Below are 16,212 nucleotides of genomic sequence, written 5' to 3'. Positions count from 1 at the left end.
CGGTCGTGGCCGGGCGTCGGCCGCCCCCGGTCAGCAACAGGGCGCGACGCGGACGCTGAGCAGGTCGACGCCCTGCTCGGTCAGCAGCCGCAGCGCCGAGGCCAGCATCCGCCCGGGCAGCCGCAGGCAGAGGACGCTGCTGCGCCGCGAGACGGCCACCGTGAGGTCGGCGAAGGCCGCCTGGAGCACGGGCCCCAGGGGGCCGTCGACCTCCAGCTCGGCTCGCTGGGCGTCCCGGTGCAGGCCGGCGAGCTCGAGACCGAACCGCGACGCCCGGCTGATCGCCTGGGACAAGACGGTGGTGTCCCCGCCGCGCGTGCCCAGCACGGTCGTGGCGCCGACCTCCCCGACGACGGACTGCCCCAGCACGACCTCCACCTGCTCCGGCAGCGGCCCCAGCACGGTGACGTCATACGACTGGACCATCTCCGGCCTCCATCCAGCACGGCCGGCCCGTCTCGTTGCGGACCTTGGCCCCTATCCCACGGTGGACCTCCGGCGCGAGGCTGTGATCGTCGTGCACGGATGATTTCGGGGGGCTCTTTGGAGGCGATAGCTCGTGCCGGACCAGTCCAACACCACGCTGGCCCGCCCCCGGCCGCCCGGTGCCGGGGGGCCCGTCCGGCTCCCTGCCGCCGCGGACTTCCTCATGCTGACCACGATGTACTCCCCGCCCCGGCTGCCCCGGCGCCCGGTGCTGCGTGAGCGGCTGACGTCCCGGCTGACCGAGGCGGTGCGGGAGAGCCCGCTCACCCTGGTCAGCGCGCCCGCAGGCTCGGGCAAGACGACCCTGGCCGCCACCTGGGTGGAGCGCCCCGGCGTCCCCTGGCGAGTGGTCTGGCTGACCCTGAGCGAGGCCACGGGGTCCCCGGAGGAGTTCTGGTTCTTCGTCATCGAGGCGCTCTCCCGCGCCGGCGTCGACCTGCCGCACACCGCAGGCCTGCCCGGCCTCCCGCAGGACTACGACGCCCTCGTCACCCAGCTGGCCACCGACCTGCTCAACCGCCCCGAGCCGGTGGTCCTGGTGCTCGACGAGGTCGAACGGCTCAGCGACGCCCGGGTGCCGCACCAGCTCGACCTGCTGCTGCGCCTGGCGTCGGTGCGGATCCGGCTGGTGCTGCTGACCCGGGTCGACCCGTTGCTGCCGATGCAGCGCTACCGCCTGACCGGGACGATGAGCCAGATCCGGATGGCCGACCTCGCCTTCACCCGGGAGGAGGCCCGCGAGCTGCTCTCCGGCTCCGGCATCGACCTGACCGAGCCGATGGTCGTGGCCCTGCACGACCGCACCAAGGGCTGGGCCGCGGGACTGCAGCTCGCGGCGCTGGCCCGCGAGCACCGTCCCGACTCCGACCCCCGGGCCGGCGACTGGCTGCTCGGTGCCCAGGACGCCAACCTGGCGGAGTACCTCACGGGGGAGATCCTCGCCGGCCAGCCGCCCCACCTGCGCGACTTCCTGCTGCGCACGAGCATCATCGACCCCGTGTGTGCCGACCTCGCCGAGGTGCTGACCGGGGACGTGGGGGCCGCGATGTCGCTGATGACCCTGTCCCACCAGAACATCCTCGTGGAGGCGGCCGGGGACCTGGCCGGCTGCTACCACGCCCACCCGCTGTTCCGGGAGCTGCTGCGCGCCCAGCTGGCGTACGAGTCGCCGGAGCTGCTCCCCACCCTGCACGAGCGGGCCGGGCGGTGGTTCGCTGCCGAGGGCATGGTCGACCAGGCCCTGACCCACCTCGCCGCCGCGGGGTGCTGGCAGGAGGTCGCGGGTCTCGTCGTGCGGAGCGGGCTGGTCGGGGAGCTGCTGCACCCGTCGTCCGGCCGACTCCTCCAGCGCCTCGCCGGTATGCCGGCCGGCACGCCGGGTGCGCAGGTCGCCGTGGTGCGTGCCGCTGCGGCCCTGGGCCGGGGCGACCTGCCGTCGTGTGACGGCGCGCTCGCCACGGTCATGGAGCTCGCCGACGAGGACTCCCACCTCGCGGTGGCGCTGGCGGCGACCCGGCTGGCGGCGGCTGCCGCCCACGCGGACCCCGAGGCGGTGACCGAGTGGGCCGACCGGCTGGAGCGCGCCTGCGCGGCGGACGATGACGGCGACGTGCCGGCTGCCGGGTCGGCGGGCCTGCGGGCGCGGCTGTTGTCCACACGCGCCCTGGCCCAGCTGCACCTCGGGGACCTGACCGGGGCCACGGCCACGCTCAGCCGGGCGGTCGGCGCGTGCGTCGAGGCCGGTCTGGGGGCCGAGCAGGTCTCCAACCTGGGCCGGTCCGCCCTTGTCGCAGCGGTCCTCGGGCGGCTGAAGATGGCCCGGGAGCTGGTGGACACCACTGACCGGCTGGTCCAGGAGCAGTCCCTGGGGGAGGAGACCGACGGCCCCCCGGCGCTGGCCCTGGCGGCAGCGTGGGTCCACGTCGAGGGAGGCGCGGCGCAGGCGGCGCTGGCCGCCCTGTCCGCTGCCCCGGAGTCCACCGAGCCCCTCGAACGGATGGTGCTGCAGGTGCTCGACGCTGTCGTCCGTGCGCGGGCGCTACGTGCCCTCGGCCGCCCCGAGGCGGTGACGGACCTTCCCGATCTCGCCGACGTTCCGGCGGGCTGGCTGCGCGACCTCCTCGCCCAGGAGCGCGTGGCGGCGCTGCTCGTGGTGGCCGAGCCGGCTGCCGCCCGACGGGAAGCGGCTGGTGCCTCCGACGACGTCCGGGGCGTGGTGCTGCGCACCCGAGCCGGCCTGGCCGCCGGCGACCGGTCGACGACGGCGAGCCTGGACCCGGCCGCGGTCGAGCACACCGACGGCATCCCCGTCGACCTCCAGGTGGAGGTGTGCTTGGTGCAGGCCCAGGCCCGTCTGGCCGCCGGCAGCCGCGACCAGGCCGTGGCCTCGGTCCGGCGAGCGGTGCGTCGGGCCCGGTCCGAGGGGCTGCGCCGGCCCTTCCGCGAGGCGGCGCCCGAGGTACGCCGGCTGTGGGCGGCGGATGGGACCGTGGCCGACGCAGCCCGCTGGCTCGCGGAGGGCGCCCTACCGGCTCGTCCCGATCCTGCGCGGCCCGTGGCGACCCGGTCCACTGCGGCAGGATCCGAGGTGACCCGGCCGACGGCGGCGCGGGCCACGGTCGCTCCCGCACGGGCGCGGCTCGCCGGTTCGGAGGAGCCGATCATCGTCGAGGCGCTCAGCGCCCGGGAGACCGAGGTCCTGCGTCACCTTGCCGACCTGCTGACGACCGAGGAGGTGGCCGAGGCCATGTTCGTCTCGGTCAACACGGTCAAGTCACACATCCGCAGCATCCTGCGCAAGCTGTCGGTGGCCCGCCGTAACGAGGCGATCCGCCGCGCCCGGGAGCTCAACGTCATCTGACCTCCCGGGTCGCCGCACGCGGGAGGTCAGATGGCCGTGGGGAGTCAGATCCCGCGCAGGGTCTTGATGCGACCCTCGCGCTCGGCTTCCTCCAGGGCGTGGAAGTCGGCCTCGTTCTGGTCGGCGTACGTCTCGGCGAAGTCGGCCACCGCCTGGGCGAACCGGTCGCTGCCGCCGAGGTAGGAGGCGATGGCGATCCGGTCCCCGGAGCGGGCGTGGGCGCGGGCCAGGGTCCAGCCGCACATCCGGGCGTAGGCGCGCATGCCCGAGGGGACCATCTGCTCCACGACGGCCGAGCCCTTGCCGTCGCGCAGCTGGCGCACGTAGAAGTCGCGCGTCTCGCCGTCGACGCCCACGGCCGTGCCGGTGCCCAGGAAGATGTCCGTCGAGGCCTGCATGAGGTGCTGGCCGGCGACGACCCGGTCGCCCTGGTTGCCGTAGGTGGGGCCGTGCAGGTAGGGCTCCAGCACCGAGTGCTGGGCCTCCTTGGCCTGGAGGAACAGGGGGTCGGTGTCGTCGCGGCCGAGCATGAGGAGCACCCACGCGCGGGTGCCGACGCTGCCCACGCCGACGACCTTGCGGGCCACCTGGACCAGGCGGAACTGGTCCAGCAGGACGCGCCGGTCGGGGAGCAGGCTGTCGCGGTAGCCGGCGACGATGACCTGCAGCGCGGCATGAAGGTTGGCGGCGGGCTCCCCAGGGATGAGCTCCTCGATCGGCACCAGCACGGGCGGGTCGCTGATGATCCGGCGCTGGCCGTCGACCATCGTCGTCAGCTTGCTGAACGCCTGCAGGCTGTCCTTGGTGCGCGCCTTGGTGACGTTCTCCTGCGCCCGCTTGAGCTGCTTGGCGCTGACCTGGTTGCTGAACTGCGTCATGAACCGGTCGACGTCCAGGCTGGCGTACCAGACCGCCAGGTTGGGCTCGTCGGCGAACTCGCGCATCGCGGTGCGGTAGGCCTCGGCACCGGCGACGCACACCTTGCGCCGGTCCTTGGCGCTGAAGCCGTTCTCCCGGCCCGCGACCGCGAGGCTGGCCACGAGGCGCTTGACGTCCCACTCCCACGGGCCGGGGTAGGTCTCGTCGAAGTCGTTGACGTCGAAGATCATCCGCCGCTCGGGCGAGGCGTAGACCCCGAAGTTAGACAGGTGCGCGTCACCGCAGGCCTGCACGTCGAAGCCGGAGGTGGGCGTCCTCGCGAGGTCGGCCGCCATGACCAGCGCCGCCCCGCGGTAGAAGGTGAACGGCGAGACCAGCATCCGGCCGTAGCGCAGGGGTACGAGCTCGGGCACCCGGCTGCCGGCCTGCCCCTCCAGCAGGGTCACCGGGTCGAGCCGCCCCGTCCCGGTGCCGGGCTCGGCGTGGCTCTCCAGTGGGACGCGCTTGCGCGCGTCCTTGCCCCGCGCGGAGCGGTCCGACGGGCTCAGGTACGGCGGCGCGACGGGCGCGGGGGGCCCCGGTGAGGGAGGCGCCGTCGGCGCAGTCGAGGGCGCAGTGGTGGTGGGCACGGCAGGGGTGGGTGTCGTCGCGGTCATGCGTCCAGCGTGTCCCCGCGGGCCCGGCGGCGGTTCATCCGCGGCGGGGGATTCAGCGCGTCGGCGGGGGTCGTGCAATGCAGGGAGACGGCCAACGAAACGGAGTCAGCCATGGAAACCGGTCCCGTAGACCTGCTCATCGTGGAGTTCCCCGGCAACAACTTCCGGGGAGAGATCGCCCCTGCCCTGCGCGAGCTCGTCGTCGACGGGATCGTGCGGGTCCTGGACCTGCTGTTCGTCTACAAGGACGAGAACGGCGAGGTCGGCTCGGTCGAGCTGGCAGGCCTCGGCCCGGACCTCCAGCCCGCGTTCGCCGACCTCGACGGCCAGCTCGGCGGCGGTCTGCTCGACGCCGAGGACGTCGCCCAGGTCGGCGCCGCCCTGGACACCAACAGCTCGGCCGCCCTCATCGTCTGGGAGAACACCTGGGCCGAGCGCTTCGTCACGGCCATGCGCCACGCCGACGCGCGGGTCGTGGACCAGGTCCGGATCCCGGCTGAGACCGTGTCCAAGGCGCTCGAGTCCTACAAGCAGCAGGCGGGCTGACATGGGCCTGATCCGTGGCGTGGCGCGCACCGCGGTCGTCGCCGGCACCGCGTCCGCCGTCGCCGGCCGGGTGCAGCGTCGCCAGCAGAACAAGTGGGCCGCCCAGGACGCCGCCGCGGCGCCGCCGGACCAGCAGCAGGCGTCGGCCGAGCAGCCGCCCCAGCAACAGGGGTATGCCGCGCCGCCTCCCGCACCGGAGCCAGCCCCCGAGGCCGCAGCGTCGGGCGGTACGGACCTGGTCGCGCAGCTGCAGCAGCTCGAGCAGCTGCACCAGCAGGGCGCCGTCAACGACCAGGAGTTCGCCGCGGCGAAGGCCAAGCTGCTCGGGGGGTGAGCGGCGTGGCTGCGCCCGTCCCCGGCGATCAGGCTGTCCCCGGCCAGCCGCCGGCGTCCGGCGACGCAGCGTCCTCGGCGCCCTCCACGCCCGCCGAGGGCGGCGCGCCAGCGGGACCCGGCGGCGAGTCCGCGCCGACGACTCCGCGGCTGAGCGACCATGTGCCGCAACGGGTTCCGGCACGGGCCAGAGCCCTGGTCGAACGTGTGGACCACGCGCTGGAGCGGGTGGAGGCCACCACCGCGGGGCGCGTGCGCCGTCGGGCCCTGGAGATGGACCTGGTCCACCAGGCCATGGTCCTCGCAGCCCTGGCGATGATGCTGCTGATCCCGGCGCTGATCACCCTGTCGGCGCTGGTGCCGCTCGGCGACACCCACGGGGTCGCGACCACGGTGACCCGGCGCCTGGGCCTCAACGCGCAGGCGGCTCACGACGTGCAGCTCCTGTTCGGCGGTCCGGGGGTCAAGCGCACCAGCACGAGCTGGGTCGGGGCGCTGGTCACGCTGGTGTCGGCGTACACGTGGCCGGCGGCCCTGCAGAAGGGCTACGAGATCGCCTGGCAGCTGCCGGGCCGTGGGGTGCGTGACCTGTGGCGTCCTCTCGTGTGGCTCGCCACGATGCTCGGGGCGGCCACGCTGGTGGTGGTCCTCGGCGGCAGCTCGGAGCACGGGGTCAGCCGGGTGTGGCTGCTGCCCCTGGGCCTGACGCCGGTCGTGTTCGCGTGGGCCTGGTGGACCCAGCACCTGCTGCTCGGCGGGAGGGTGGGGTGGCGGCCGCTGCTGACCGGCGCCGCGACGATCACCGTGGGCCTCTACGGCCTGCGCGCGTTCGCCGCGGTGTCGCTGTCGGACTCGATCACCTACAACTTCGACCGCTACGGCCCGATCGGCATCGTGTTCATGCTGCTGTCGTGGTTCATCGGCTTCAGCGTCGTCATGCTCGGCGGCGCGGTCGTCGGCCAGGAGTGGTGGTCGGCACGCCAGCGCCGGCTGGCAGCCCGCCGTGCTGCCCGTGAGGACGATCACCCGAGCCCTGCCTCGTGAGTCACTCCGGCGCGGGGGTGCCGGCGTCGAGGACCTGGCGCAAGGTGGCGGCGAAGGCGTCCGGCTCGCCCGTCATCCCGTACTCGCCGCCGAGGAACCCGGCATGGTCGCCCGGGAAGGCGACGGGGGCCGACCCCAGCCGTTCGGCCATGGCCTCGGCGGCGCGGTGGGCCAGCTCGCCCTCGGTCCTGGTGCCGGCCGCGATGACGATGCGGGTCGATGCCGCGCGGAGGGCGTCGACGTCGTGCTGCTGGTCGAGGCACGAGACGATGTTCTGCCCGACCAGGGGGTCGTCCCGGCTCCCGTCGTCCTCGGCGGGCAGCCCGAAGGTGGCGGGGTCGGGGGCGGGTTGCCGGGCGAAGTCGGCCGGGACAGGGCCCTTGAGACCGACGAGGGTGATGAACTTGGCCATCGCCGGGCCGAGGCCACTGCGCTGGTAGGTCTGGTGGATGTCCGTGGCGGCGGCGAGGGCCTCCTCGCGGTCAGGGAGCACCTGGACGGCGGGCGGCTCGTGGGCCACCAGGGTCCGGACCTGCTCCGGGTGCCGGGCCACGAGGACCAGCGCGTTGACGGCTCCGCCGCTGGTGGCGAACAGGTCCACGGGGCCGGCGTCCAGCGCCAGGATGAGGCGGTGGAGGTCGTCGGCGTGCTCATTCGGCGTGGTCTCGGTGGCGTCGTCGGTGCGCCGGCTGCGTTCGGCCCCCCGCGGGTCGTAGGTCACGACGGTGCGGTCGGAGAAGTGACCGGCAAGCGTGACGAACCCGGAGGCGGCCATCGGTGAGCCGATCAGCAGCAGGACCGGCGCGGTGCTCGACTCGTTGCTCCGGACGTCGTAGTACAGGACGGCACCCGGCACGTCCAGGGTGTGGGTCGTCGGTGCGCTCATGGTGACTCCCGGAGAGCTGGTGCCTCGTCGTCCCGGTTCATGACGAGCGTATTTCTCCCACGGGGCCGGTGGCTATCGGCAAGGGTGGGCCGCACGGGGCGCAGGAGGTGCCGGCCTGGATTACGCTACGTCTGAGGTCTCAGCCATGTCGTGGGACGTGCACCTCGTCTCGACGGAGGTGCGCAGGGTCATGCAGCGGTTGCACAACGGTTTCCTCATGGGTGGGCGATACCTCCTCGTGGACCAGCTCGCCTCGGGCGGCATGGCCGTCGTCTGGTCCGCCATGGACACCGTGCTGCAGCGGCGCGTCGCCGTGAAGGTGATGCGTCCGGACGTCGGGCACGAGAAGCTGTTCGCTCTCCGCTTCCGGGACGAGGCCCTGCACTCGGCGCGGCTGCTGCACGCCAACATCGCCACCGTGTTCGACTACGGCGAGGAGGACGAGCTGGCCTACCTCGTGATGGAGCTCGTGGAGGGTCAGCCCCTGTCTACGGTGCTGCGCGAGCGCGGGCCGCTGTCACACCCCGAGGTCCGTTCCGTCATGGGGCAGGCCGCCCTGGCGCTCGGGGTCGCCCACGAGGCGCGGGTCGTGCACCGCGACGTCAAGCCGGCCAACATCATGCTGCGCCCGGACGGGCTGGTGAAGCTCACGGACTTCGGCATCGCGAGGGCGCTCGACGCCTCCGGACACACCCGGCAGGGCGAGCTCCTCGGCACGCCGAACTACATCAGCCCCGAGCAGGTGATGGGGCAGCCGGCCAGCGGGGCCAGTGACCTCTACGCCCTCGGCGTGGTCGCGCACGAGATGCTCACCGGGCGTCGCCCGTTCGACCGCGAGACCCCGCTCGCCATCGCCATGTGCCACGTCCAGGAACCGCCCCCGCCCCTGCCGGCGGACGTGCCCGAGGACCTCGCCCTGGTGGTGGAGGAGTGCCTGGCCAAGGACCCGGCCCACCGGCCGCCGAACGCGCGGGCCGTCGCCCTGCGGCTCGGGCTGGGGGACAACGAGACCATGGGCCTGGGCCTGGGCGTGGCGTGGTACGTCGGCGCCACGCCGTCGGGCAGTGACGCGCCCATCCCGCAGGCTGCGCCGAGCATCGACACCGTCGCCCTGGAGCAGCCCTGACCGACCGGGCAACAGGGGCGGTGACACAGCTCCGGATGCGGCTCAGGGGTCACGACCTGGTGCTCGCCAGGGCCCGTTGGCGGAACCCGACGACCGCCATCTCCACCACCCGGTCGTGTCCCCAGCGCATGAGCGGGTAGGCGACGCGCGCCGCGATGCGCAAGGGGATGCTCCTCATGTCCAGCGCCCACACCACAGCGACCCGTGTGCCGTCACCGACGGGTTCGAGCCGGACCACCGCGGAACCGCGCACGTCGCCGTCGATCGTCGCCTCGACCACGTGCGGGCGCAGGCACCTCTCGAGCCGGATGTCCAGGCGCAGCCAGTACGGGACCGGCGGGATGACCGTGCCGTGCAGCGCGTTTCCGGCGACCAGTCCATCGGTCTCCGCCCCGAAGTCCTCCAGCCAGGCCCACCAGCTCTCGAACTGGTCGAACTGCTCGATGACCTCCCACAGCTCGCCCGGCGCGATCGGGAACCAGAACGCGCCGCGATAGTCGATCCGGTTCACAGCCGGCTCGCCACCATCGCCGCAGCCAGCGTGACGAGCCCGCCCGCCACGGCACGCAGGGCACCCTCCAGCGGCCCGAGCAGGACGGTCCGGTCGACGTCGACCTCCTCGCCGTCACGGTAGACGATGCGCCCGTGCACGGACCGGGTCCGCCGTCTCAGCGTGCGCGCCGGCAGGCTCAACGCCCGCTGCCCGAGGGAGAGGAAGAAGGCTGCCGCCGCGGCCAGCACCGCGGCGGCACCGAGCCGGAAGTCCTGCGCGTAGTAGCCCGTGAGCACCGGGAAGGCGCCCCAGCCCAGCGCGAAACCCACGCCGTTGTGCAGGATCCCCCTGCCCAGCTCGAGGTTGTAGGCCAGGACCAGCACGGCGCCGACCACCACGAACGGCAGCAACCGCAGCCCGCCGTACACCAGACCGGCCACGACCGCCGAGGCGACACCCACGCCGGCAGCGGTCACCAGCGCGGCGGCGGGGATACCCGTCTGCAGCGGGCGTCCGGCCAGCTCGTCAAGGGCGTGTGCCCCGACGCCGACCGCGAGGAAGAACGCGGCGAGCGTGCCGGCGAGTCGCCACGCCGTGAAGTGCGGGGCCAGAGCGGCGCCGATCGCGACGTAGGACAGGTGCCAGGCGGTGTAGGGCGGGTGCAGCAGGGTCACCCAGTCGCGCACCCCGCCAGTGCCGGGTCCGCCCGCGTAGAACGCCGGCCGGTCCGCCGCGCGGGTCACGGCGCGGCCTCCTTCGTCCCCCACATCACCAGGCCACCGCCGCGGCTCATCAGCCGCCAACCGACGTCGCGGAGACCGGCCTGCTCCCAGGCGCGGACATGCCAGTCGAGCGGGTACTGCCGGTAGTGGGCCGGGATGCTCCTGCTCAGGAACCTGCCGACCCGCCACCAGGCGCTCCCTCCCGCCATCCAGCCGGCCACAGGCAGCACGGCGGACACGTACAGACGCCACGCGGCGCGCCAGCCGGCCGCCGGTGGGACGAAGAACTCCAGGCTCGCCATGGTCCCGCCCGGCCGCAGGCAGCGCGTCATCTCCACGAGCGCTTCCGCAGGCGCGTCGACATAGCGAAGGAGGTAGGAGAAGCAGACCGCGTCGAAGCACTCGTCGTCAAAGGGCAGCTGCTCGGCCCGCCCGGCGACGAGCACGACCTCCCCCGTGCGGCCGGCTGCCTCCACGGTGCGCCGACCGCGCTGCAGCATCGGCTCGTTGAGGTCGACCCCGACGACGGTGGCTCCGGTGCGACGAGCCACGGCGAGCGCCACCCCCGCCGGCCCGGTGGCGACGTCCAGCACCCGTCGCGGCTGGCCACCTGCGATCCTGGCGACGACGGCGCGGCGCCACCGGCGGTCCTGCCCGAAGGACAGCAGCCAGCTCAGCCGGTCGTACCGGGGTGGCAGGTCGGCGAACACCTCGCGCGCGACCCGGTTGCCGGGCGAGCCGGTGGTCCGCGGCATCGTCATGCCTCTCACCCAAGCCCCTGTCGACCCGACGCTCAAGGGACCATGCGCCCGCGGGTGGTCGGTGGTGTCAGCCGGCGTCACGGGCGCGCCGCTGGGCCTGCCCGAGGCGGGTCGCCCCGCTGACCTGCCAGCGGCGCCACGGCGCCACCCCTTCGATCTCCGTCTCGAGCGCGAAGCTGAGGAACGTCCGGATCAGCACCAGCAGCCCCAGGCCGGCGAGGTTGGACAGCGTCGGCTGCAGCGCGACGGTGCGCAGCAGGTCCGCGACCACGAGCAGCTCCAGCGCCAGCAGCAGCACTCCGCCCAGCGACTCCCGCAGCTGCCGGTATGCCGTGCGGCCTTCCCGGGTGCGGCGCCAGACCCCCCAGGAGACGACCGCGGCCCACACGAGGCCGACGACCAGCTCGGCGGCCGCCACGGCCTCGACGGCCTTGACCAGGTCGTCCACCACGGTCGTGAAGCTCATCGCGCTGCCGCCCCGGTGACCGGCGGTGGCTCAGGGGGTCGCCGGTTGCGGGGACTCCGTCGGGACCGCGGTCGCGTGGCCCTTGGGGATGAGGATCGCGGTGACGAAGCCGATGGCCGCGATGACGATCATGATGATCAGCGAGAGCGCGAAGTCCTTGTTGCCCGGGAGGACCTCGGCGGCGAGCACCGAGCCGGCCAGGGCCACGCCGAGGGAGGACCCGAGGTTCGACACGCTGCGCGAGACCCCGGAGATGTCGCCCTGGTCCTTCTCCGGGAACGCCGACTGCACCACGTTGACCGACGAGGTGAGCATGACCCCGATGCCGGCGCCGACGAGGAACAGCCCGGGCACGAACGTCCAGACGGCAGAGTCCACCCGCCCCAGGGCAAGGACCAGCAGCAGCCCGATCACGGTGGCCGCGAAACCGCGGCGGATCAGGAACCGCTGCGAGCGCCGCTTGGCCAGCCGCTCGGCGGCTGCTGCCAGGAGCAGCACCCCGATGGTGGTCGGGGTGAGCATGAGCCCGGTCTGGACCGCGTTGTAGTGGCGCACGTCCTGCAGGAACACGGAGATGACGAAGAACGAGCCCTGCATGGTGAGCCACTGGATGTTCTGGGTCACCAGGCCCAGGTTGGAGGTCTTGTTGCGGAAGAGCCGGATCGCCACGAGCGGGTCGTGTCCCTTGCGCTCCGTGGACCGGATGTGCAGGAAGAACCAGAGCAGGAACAGTGCGCCGATGGCGATGAACAGCCACACCGGGGAGATCCCGCCCTTGGGGATGATCACCGTGCTGCCGATGGTGAAGTCCTGGCGCGAGGTGAACCAGCCGTAGGTCGAGGACTGCAGGATCCCGTAGACGACGAAGAACAGGCCGGCTGCGGACAGGACGGCGCCGCCGAGGTCGAAGTGCGGGGCGGCACCCACCCGCGGAGGGTCGTCGATCTTGCGGGCCAGCAGCGCGACGAGGGCCACGATCAGCACCTGCAGGATGAACGAGGCCCGCCAGCTGACCGCGCTGGTGATCAGGCCGCCGATGAGGGGGCCGGCGGCGGCGCCGAGCCCCGCTGCGCCACTGATCATGCCGAAGTACTTCGCCCGGGTCTTGGTGTCGGTGAACAGGACGGTCACCAGGATGTAGATCGGCGGGATGAGCAGGGCCGACCCGACACCCTCGAGCAGGGAGTAGCCGAAGATCATCAGCGGCAGCCCCTGGGCCAGCGACGCGAGCAGCGCCCCGGTGCCGTAGATCGCCAGCCCCCACATGAAGCAGACCTTGCGGCCCCAGATGTCGGTCAGCTTGCTGCCGGGGATCATCAGCGACGCCATGGTCAGCGTGAACAGCGTGATCGTCGTCTGCATCCCGACGACCGTGGTGCCGATGTCGTTGGCGATGGTGGTGATCGCGACGTTCATGTTGCTGCCGGCGTAGCTGCAGACGAACTGCGCCAGCGCGAGGGGGAGTACCACGGATCCCGCGGCGGCCACAGACGGCCGGGCTGCTGCGCTCGTCATCTGTCCATGCTCGGCGTGGGCGCCGCCGCCCGTCGTCATCCAGCCCGGATGATCCACCGCCCGCGGAGGGTGGGCACGCTGGGAGCGTGGCATCGCGCGGCGGCGTCGCCTCCGTCCTCCCCGGGATCGTCGACCTCCGGGGCTACCAGCGTGCTTGGCTGCGCGGCGACGTGCTCGCGGGGGTGACCGTCGCGGCATACCTGATCCCGCAGGTCATGGCCTATGCCGGGGTTGCGGGGCTGCCACCGGTCGCGGGGCTGTGGGCGATCGTGCCGGCGATGGCCGCCTACGTGCTGTTCGGCTCCAGCCGCCAGCTGTCGGTGGGCCCGGAGTCCACCACGGCGTTGATGGCGGCCACCGTGGTCGGCCCCCTCGCCGGGGGTGACCCGGCCCGGTATGCCGTGCTGGCCGCCGGACTGGCGATGGTGGTCGGGGTGTTCTGCGCGCTGGCGTGGCTGGCCAGGCTGGGGTTCGTCGCCGACCTGCTCTCCAAGCCGGTGCTGGTGGGCTACATGGCCGGGGTCGCGATCATCATGATCGTCGGCCAGCTGGAGAAGGTGACCGGCGTCCCGGTCGAGGGCGACACCATGGTCCAGCAACTGCGCGCCTTCCTGGGCGGGCTCGGTCAGGTGAAGTGGCCCACGGTCATCCTCTCCCTCGCCGTGCTGGCCCTGCTCTTCGCGCTGCAACGCTTCCCGCGCCTGCCGGGCCCGCTGATCGCCGTGCTGCTGGCGGCGCTGGCGGTGCCGGTGTTCGACCTCAGTGCCTATGGCATCACGGTGGTCGGCGAGATCCCCGGCGGCCTGCCGCGCCCGCAGCTGCCCCACCTGCAGGCCGGTGACCTGCAGGAGCTGCTGCTGGCGGCGGTCGGTGTCGCGGTGGTCGGCTACACCGACAACGTGCTCACCGCACGGGCCTTCGCCGACCGCGGCGGCTACGAGGTGGACGCCAACCAGGAGCTGCTGGCGCTGGGCGCCGCGAACGTGGGTTCCGGTCTGATGCAGGGCTTCCCGGTCAGCAGCAGCGGCAGCCGCACCGCCCTGGGCGACACCGCGGGCAGCCGCACCCAGCTCTACACCCTGGTGGCACTGGCTGGGGTGGTGCTGGTGCTCCTCGTCGGCGGGGGAGTGCTGGCCAGCTTCCCCAACGCCGCGCTCGGCGCCCTGATCATCTACGCCGCGACCCGGCTGGTGGACCTGCCCGAGTTCCGCCGCATCGCGCGGTTCCGGCGCAGCGAGCTGGTCCTGGCGCTGGTCACGTTCGTGGGCGTGCTGGTCTTCGACATCCTCTACGGCGTGCTCATCGCCGTCGCGGTGTCGGTGGCGGACCTGCTGCGCCGGGTCGCCCGCCCGCACGACGCGGTGCTTGGACACGTCGAGGGGCTGGCCGGGATGCACGACGTCGACGACTACCCGACGGCCACGACCATCCCCGGCCTGGTGGTCTACCGCTACGACTCGCCGCTGTTCTTCGCCAACGCCGAGGACTTCAAGACCCGGGCGCTCGAGGCGGCGGACGCGGCGGCCGACCTGCGCTGGTTCGTCCTCAACGTCGAGGCCAACGTCGAGGTCGACATCACCGCGCTGGACGCCGTGGAGCAGCTGCGCGCCGAGATGGAGCGCCGCGGGGTGGTGTTCGCGATGGCGCGGGTCAAGCAGGACCTGCGCGAGGAGCTGGAGGCGTTCGGCCTGGCCCAGAGCGTGGGGAAGGAGCGGCTCTACCCGACCCTGCCGACGGCGGTCGCGGCCTACCAGCGGTGGGCCAGCGAGCACCGCACCCCTGCGGTGGCTGACCCGGAGCCGCCGGCCCCGGCGGCCTGACGCCCGGAGGGGCCTCAGTCCGGGCGGGGCCTCAGTCCGGCAGCCCTCAACCCAGCGCGGCCAGCGCCTGGCGGTATGCCGTCTCCTGGGTGGCGGTCAGCGCCTCCTCGTGCGCGTGCAGGCGCCCGTAGGTGAACGCGTTCTCCCCGTGGGCGGTGGCCACGGCGGCCAGGTCGAGCAGCAGGGCCCGGCAGACCACCCCGTCCTGGTGCTCGCCGAGCACGTCCTGCAGCGCCTTGGCCCGGCCGGCCAGCTTCTTCATCGGCTTGCCCAGCGCGGGCCGCGCGGTCTCGGCGGCGTAGCGCAGCCGCTTGGCGGCCTTGCGGACCTCGTGCAGCGCCAGGTCCCGCTGCTCGCGGTCCTCGGCACGCGCCGCTCGCCGGGCGGCCCGGTGCAGCCGAAGGCGGTTGCGCCGCAGCAGGGCGTCGATGACCTGACCGGCCGGCTTGTCGGCCCGGGCCGTGAGCGGGGCGGTGACGAGTGCGTCGAGGGCGTCCAGCAGCCGGAAGTAGCGCTCCTCGTCCAGGAGGGCGAGCCCCTCGCGCAGGCCGGTGGTGAAGCGCTCGGTGAGCTCGGCCGCGATCCGCTCCCGGACCGGGCCCACGACCAGCTGCTCGGGCTCCTGGTCGAGCAGGCTGGCCAGCCGCGCCTGCATCACCTGCGTGTCCCGGGCGGTGTTGAGCCCGAGGCCGAGCCACTGCAGCTCGTCGCGGACCGCCTGCGCGGCCGCGGGGTCGCGCAGCAGTGGGCGGTAGGTCGCCAGCGTGGAGCGCAGCCGCCGGCTGGCGATGCGCAGCTGGTGCACCGAGTCCCCGGCGCCGCGGCGGACCGCAGCGTCCTGGGTCTTGAGCGCCTCCACCTGGGTGGTCAGGGCCAGCCGCAGCACGTCGCCGGCGGGAGAACGTCGCGACAGACGGACCGGGGACGGCGGCTCGGGGGCGCCGTCACCGAGCGAGCGGGCCAGCTTGCTGCCGCTCGCCGACAAGGTCGCCCCGGCCGCGCCGACGACCTCGTCCAGGGCGTCCCACAGCTCCCGCCCGCCCTCGCTGGTGAGCTCGACCTCCCACTCGCGCCACGAGCTGGCCCCGGACCCCTGGCGCAGCGGCGTGGCCGTCACCTGGTCGTCGACCAGCCAGGCGAGCAGCACCCCGCCGTCGCCGATGAGGCGGTGCACCTGCCGGGTGGTGCTGATGCGCACCAGCGGCGTGACCGGGTGGTCGCGCACGTGCGCGCGGACCCGGTCCAGCAGCTCCTTCGGCACGGGCTCGTCCGCAGGCCCAAGGGGGACGGTGACCTCCTGGCGCTCCTCCCGCGACACCGGCAGCTTCAGGGTCCACCCGGCGTCGTGGCCGCCCGTGCGCCGGCGCAGCGTGACCCGGTGGGCGGCCAGGTCCAGTCCTGCCGTGTCGACGTAGGTCGCGTCGAGGCGTTCCTCGGCCGGCCCCTCCACGACCGCCACGCCGGGCAGCTGGGCCAACACCCGCCGGTCCGGCAGCCCGACGTGCGCCTCGACGTCGTACTTCCGCTCGACCTCGGCGTGGACGGATGCGGCCATGGCTCATCATCCGCCGATCCGGCGCTGCCCGCCTCCACCGTTCCGACGACCCGGCCCGGCCGCC

Annotated in this window: 15 protein-coding genes; 6 read left to right on the top strand and 9 right to left on the bottom strand. The window is 73.4% G+C overall.

What is annotated here, in order from left to right; translation table 11 throughout:
* Nucleotides 1–30: 30 nt before the first annotated feature.
* Nucleotides 31–426, bottom strand: coding sequence for a hypothetical protein (locus VF825_RS10145; protein ID WP_331112819.1), 396 nt, complete (start codon nt 424–426; stop codon nt 31–33).
* A gap of 133 nt (nt 427–559) precedes the next feature.
* Between VF825_RS10145 and VF825_RS10140 the strand changes: the two genes are divergently transcribed.
* Entirely contained in the window at nt 560–3,346 is a 2,787-nt protein-coding gene (locus VF825_RS10140) for a LuxR C-terminal-related transcriptional regulator (RefSeq protein ID WP_331112817.1), read from the top strand.
* A 44-nt stretch (nt 3,347–3,390) separates the two neighbouring features.
* Here VF825_RS10140 and VF825_RS10135 read toward each other — a convergent pair whose 3' ends face one another.
* Entirely contained in the window at nt 3,391–4,881 is a 1,491-nt protein-coding gene (locus VF825_RS10135) for a DUF2252 domain-containing protein (protein WP_331112815.1), read from the bottom strand.
* 111 nt (nt 4,882–4,992) lie between these two features.
* On the opposite strand from VF825_RS10135, the gene VF825_RS10130 reads away from it, so the two are divergent.
* From VF825_RS10130 to VF825_RS10120, 3 genes are all read left to right on the top strand, one after another.
* Entirely contained in the window at nt 4,993–5,427 is a 435-nt protein-coding gene (locus tag VF825_RS10130; RefSeq protein WP_331112813.1) for a DUF6325 family protein, read from the top strand.
* A gap of 1 nt (nt 5,428) precedes the next feature.
* Entirely contained in the window at nt 5,429–5,761 is a 333-nt protein-coding gene (locus VF825_RS10125; protein WP_331112811.1) for an SHOCT domain-containing protein, read from the top strand.
* Nucleotides 5,762–5,967: 206 nt separating this feature from the next.
* A complete protein-coding gene (locus tag VF825_RS10120) occupies nt 5,968–6,804 on the top strand; it encodes a hypothetical protein (RefSeq protein WP_331112809.1) in 837 nt (278 codons plus the stop codon).
* Nucleotide 6,805: 1 nt separating this feature from the next.
* Here the strand turns inward: VF825_RS10120 and VF825_RS10115 are convergent, their stop codons facing one another.
* Nucleotides 6,806–7,690: an alpha/beta hydrolase gene (locus VF825_RS10115; RefSeq protein WP_331112807.1), complete on the bottom strand. Its 885-nt coding sequence runs from the start codon at nt 7,688–7,690 to the stop codon at nt 6,806–6,808.
* Nucleotides 7,691–7,835: 145 nt separating this feature from the next.
* Between VF825_RS10115 and VF825_RS10110 the strand changes: the two genes are divergently transcribed.
* Nucleotides 7,836–8,816: a serine/threonine-protein kinase gene (locus VF825_RS10110; RefSeq protein ID WP_331112805.1), complete on the top strand. Its 981-nt coding sequence runs from the start codon at nt 7,836–7,838 to the stop codon at nt 8,814–8,816.
* Nucleotides 8,817–8,865: 49 nt separating this feature from the next.
* Here VF825_RS10110 and VF825_RS10105 read toward each other — a convergent pair whose 3' ends face one another.
* From VF825_RS10105 to VF825_RS10085, 5 genes are all read right to left on the bottom strand, one after another.
* Nucleotides 8,866–9,327 (bottom strand): hypothetical protein, encoded by a 462-nt coding sequence (locus VF825_RS10105; RefSeq protein ID WP_331112803.1) that lies wholly within the window; start codon nt 9,325–9,327, stop codon nt 8,866–8,868.
* Nucleotides 9,324–10,052, bottom strand: a complete 729-nt coding sequence (locus VF825_RS10100; protein WP_331112801.1) for a hypothetical protein — start codon at nt 10,050–10,052, stop codon at nt 9,324–9,326. Before VF825_RS10100 ends, VF825_RS10105 begins: the two co-directional genes overlap by 4 nt.
* Nucleotides 10,049–10,792 (bottom strand): class I SAM-dependent methyltransferase, encoded by a 744-nt coding sequence (locus VF825_RS10095; protein ID WP_331112798.1) that lies wholly within the window; start codon nt 10,790–10,792, stop codon nt 10,049–10,051. Before VF825_RS10095 ends, VF825_RS10100 begins: the two co-directional genes overlap by 4 nt.
* Nucleotides 10,793–10,859: 67 nt before the next feature.
* A complete protein-coding gene (locus tag VF825_RS10090) occupies nt 10,860–11,258 on the bottom strand; it encodes a DUF1622 domain-containing protein (protein ID WP_331112796.1) in 399 nt (132 codons plus the stop codon).
* 30 nt (nt 11,259–11,288) lie between these two features.
* Nucleotides 11,289–12,773, bottom strand: coding sequence for an MFS transporter (locus VF825_RS10085; RefSeq protein WP_331112794.1), 1,485 nt, complete (start codon nt 12,771–12,773; stop codon nt 11,289–11,291).
* Nucleotides 12,774–12,859: 86 nt separating this feature from the next.
* Here VF825_RS10085 and VF825_RS10080 point away from each other — a divergent pair, with 86 nt between their 5' ends.
* A complete protein-coding gene (locus VF825_RS10080; RefSeq protein WP_331112792.1) occupies nt 12,860–14,593 on the top strand; it encodes a SulP family inorganic anion transporter in 1,734 nt (577 codons plus the stop codon).
* A 46-nt stretch (nt 14,594–14,639) separates the two neighbouring features.
* Here the strand turns inward: VF825_RS10080 and VF825_RS10075 are convergent, their stop codons facing one another.
* Complete coding sequence (locus VF825_RS10075) at nt 14,640–16,148, bottom strand: CYTH and CHAD domain-containing protein (protein WP_331112790.1); 1,509 nt, start codon at nt 16,146–16,148, stop codon at nt 14,640–14,642.
* Nucleotides 16,149–16,212: the final 64 nt, after the last annotated feature.

The organism is Oryzihumus sp., assembly GCF_036391795.1.
Taxonomy (GTDB): Bacteria; Actinomycetota; Actinomycetes; order Actinomycetales; family Dermatophilaceae; genus Oryzihumus.
The sequence above is the reverse complement of the archived record's forward strand: the minus strand, read 5'-3'. Positions and strand labels throughout refer to the sequence as shown.

What these genes read in the sequence shown, in the direction of transcription:
- VF825_RS10145 (WP_331112819.1), bottom strand. Translation starts at nt 426, where the DNA reads ATGGTCCAGTCGTATGACGTCACCGTGCTGGGGCCGCTGCCGGAGCAG.
- VF825_RS10135 (WP_331112815.1), bottom strand. Translation starts at nt 4,881, where the DNA reads ATGACCGCGACGACACCCACCCCTGCCGTGCCCACCACCACTGCGCCC.
- VF825_RS10130 (WP_331112813.1), top strand. Translation starts at nt 4,993, where the DNA reads ATGGAAACCGGTCCCGTAGACCTGCTCATCGTGGAGTTCCCCGGCAAC.
- VF825_RS10125 (WP_331112811.1), top strand. Translation starts at nt 5,429, where the DNA reads ATGGGCCTGATCCGTGGCGTGGCGCGCACCGCGGTCGTCGCCGGCACC.
- VF825_RS10115 (WP_331112807.1), bottom strand. Translation starts at nt 7,690, where the DNA reads ATGAGCGCACCGACGACCCACACCCTGGACGTGCCGGGTGCCGTCCTG.
- VF825_RS10110 (WP_331112805.1), top strand. Translation starts at nt 7,836, where the DNA reads ATGTCGTGGGACGTGCACCTCGTCTCGACGGAGGTGCGCAGGGTCATG.
- VF825_RS10095 (WP_331112798.1), bottom strand. Translation starts at nt 10,792, where the DNA reads ATGACGATGCCGCGGACCACCGGCTCGCCCGGCAACCGGGTCGCGCGC.
- VF825_RS10090 (WP_331112796.1), bottom strand. Translation starts at nt 11,258, where the DNA reads ATGAGCTTCACGACCGTGGTGGACGACCTGGTCAAGGCCGTCGAGGCC.
- VF825_RS10085 (WP_331112794.1), bottom strand. Translation starts at nt 12,773, where the DNA reads ATGACGAGCGCAGCAGCCCGGCCGTCTGTGGCCGCCGCGGGATCCGTG.
- VF825_RS10075 (WP_331112790.1), bottom strand. Translation starts at nt 16,148, where the DNA reads ATGGCCGCATCCGTCCACGCCGAGGTCGAGCGGAAGTACGACGTCGAG.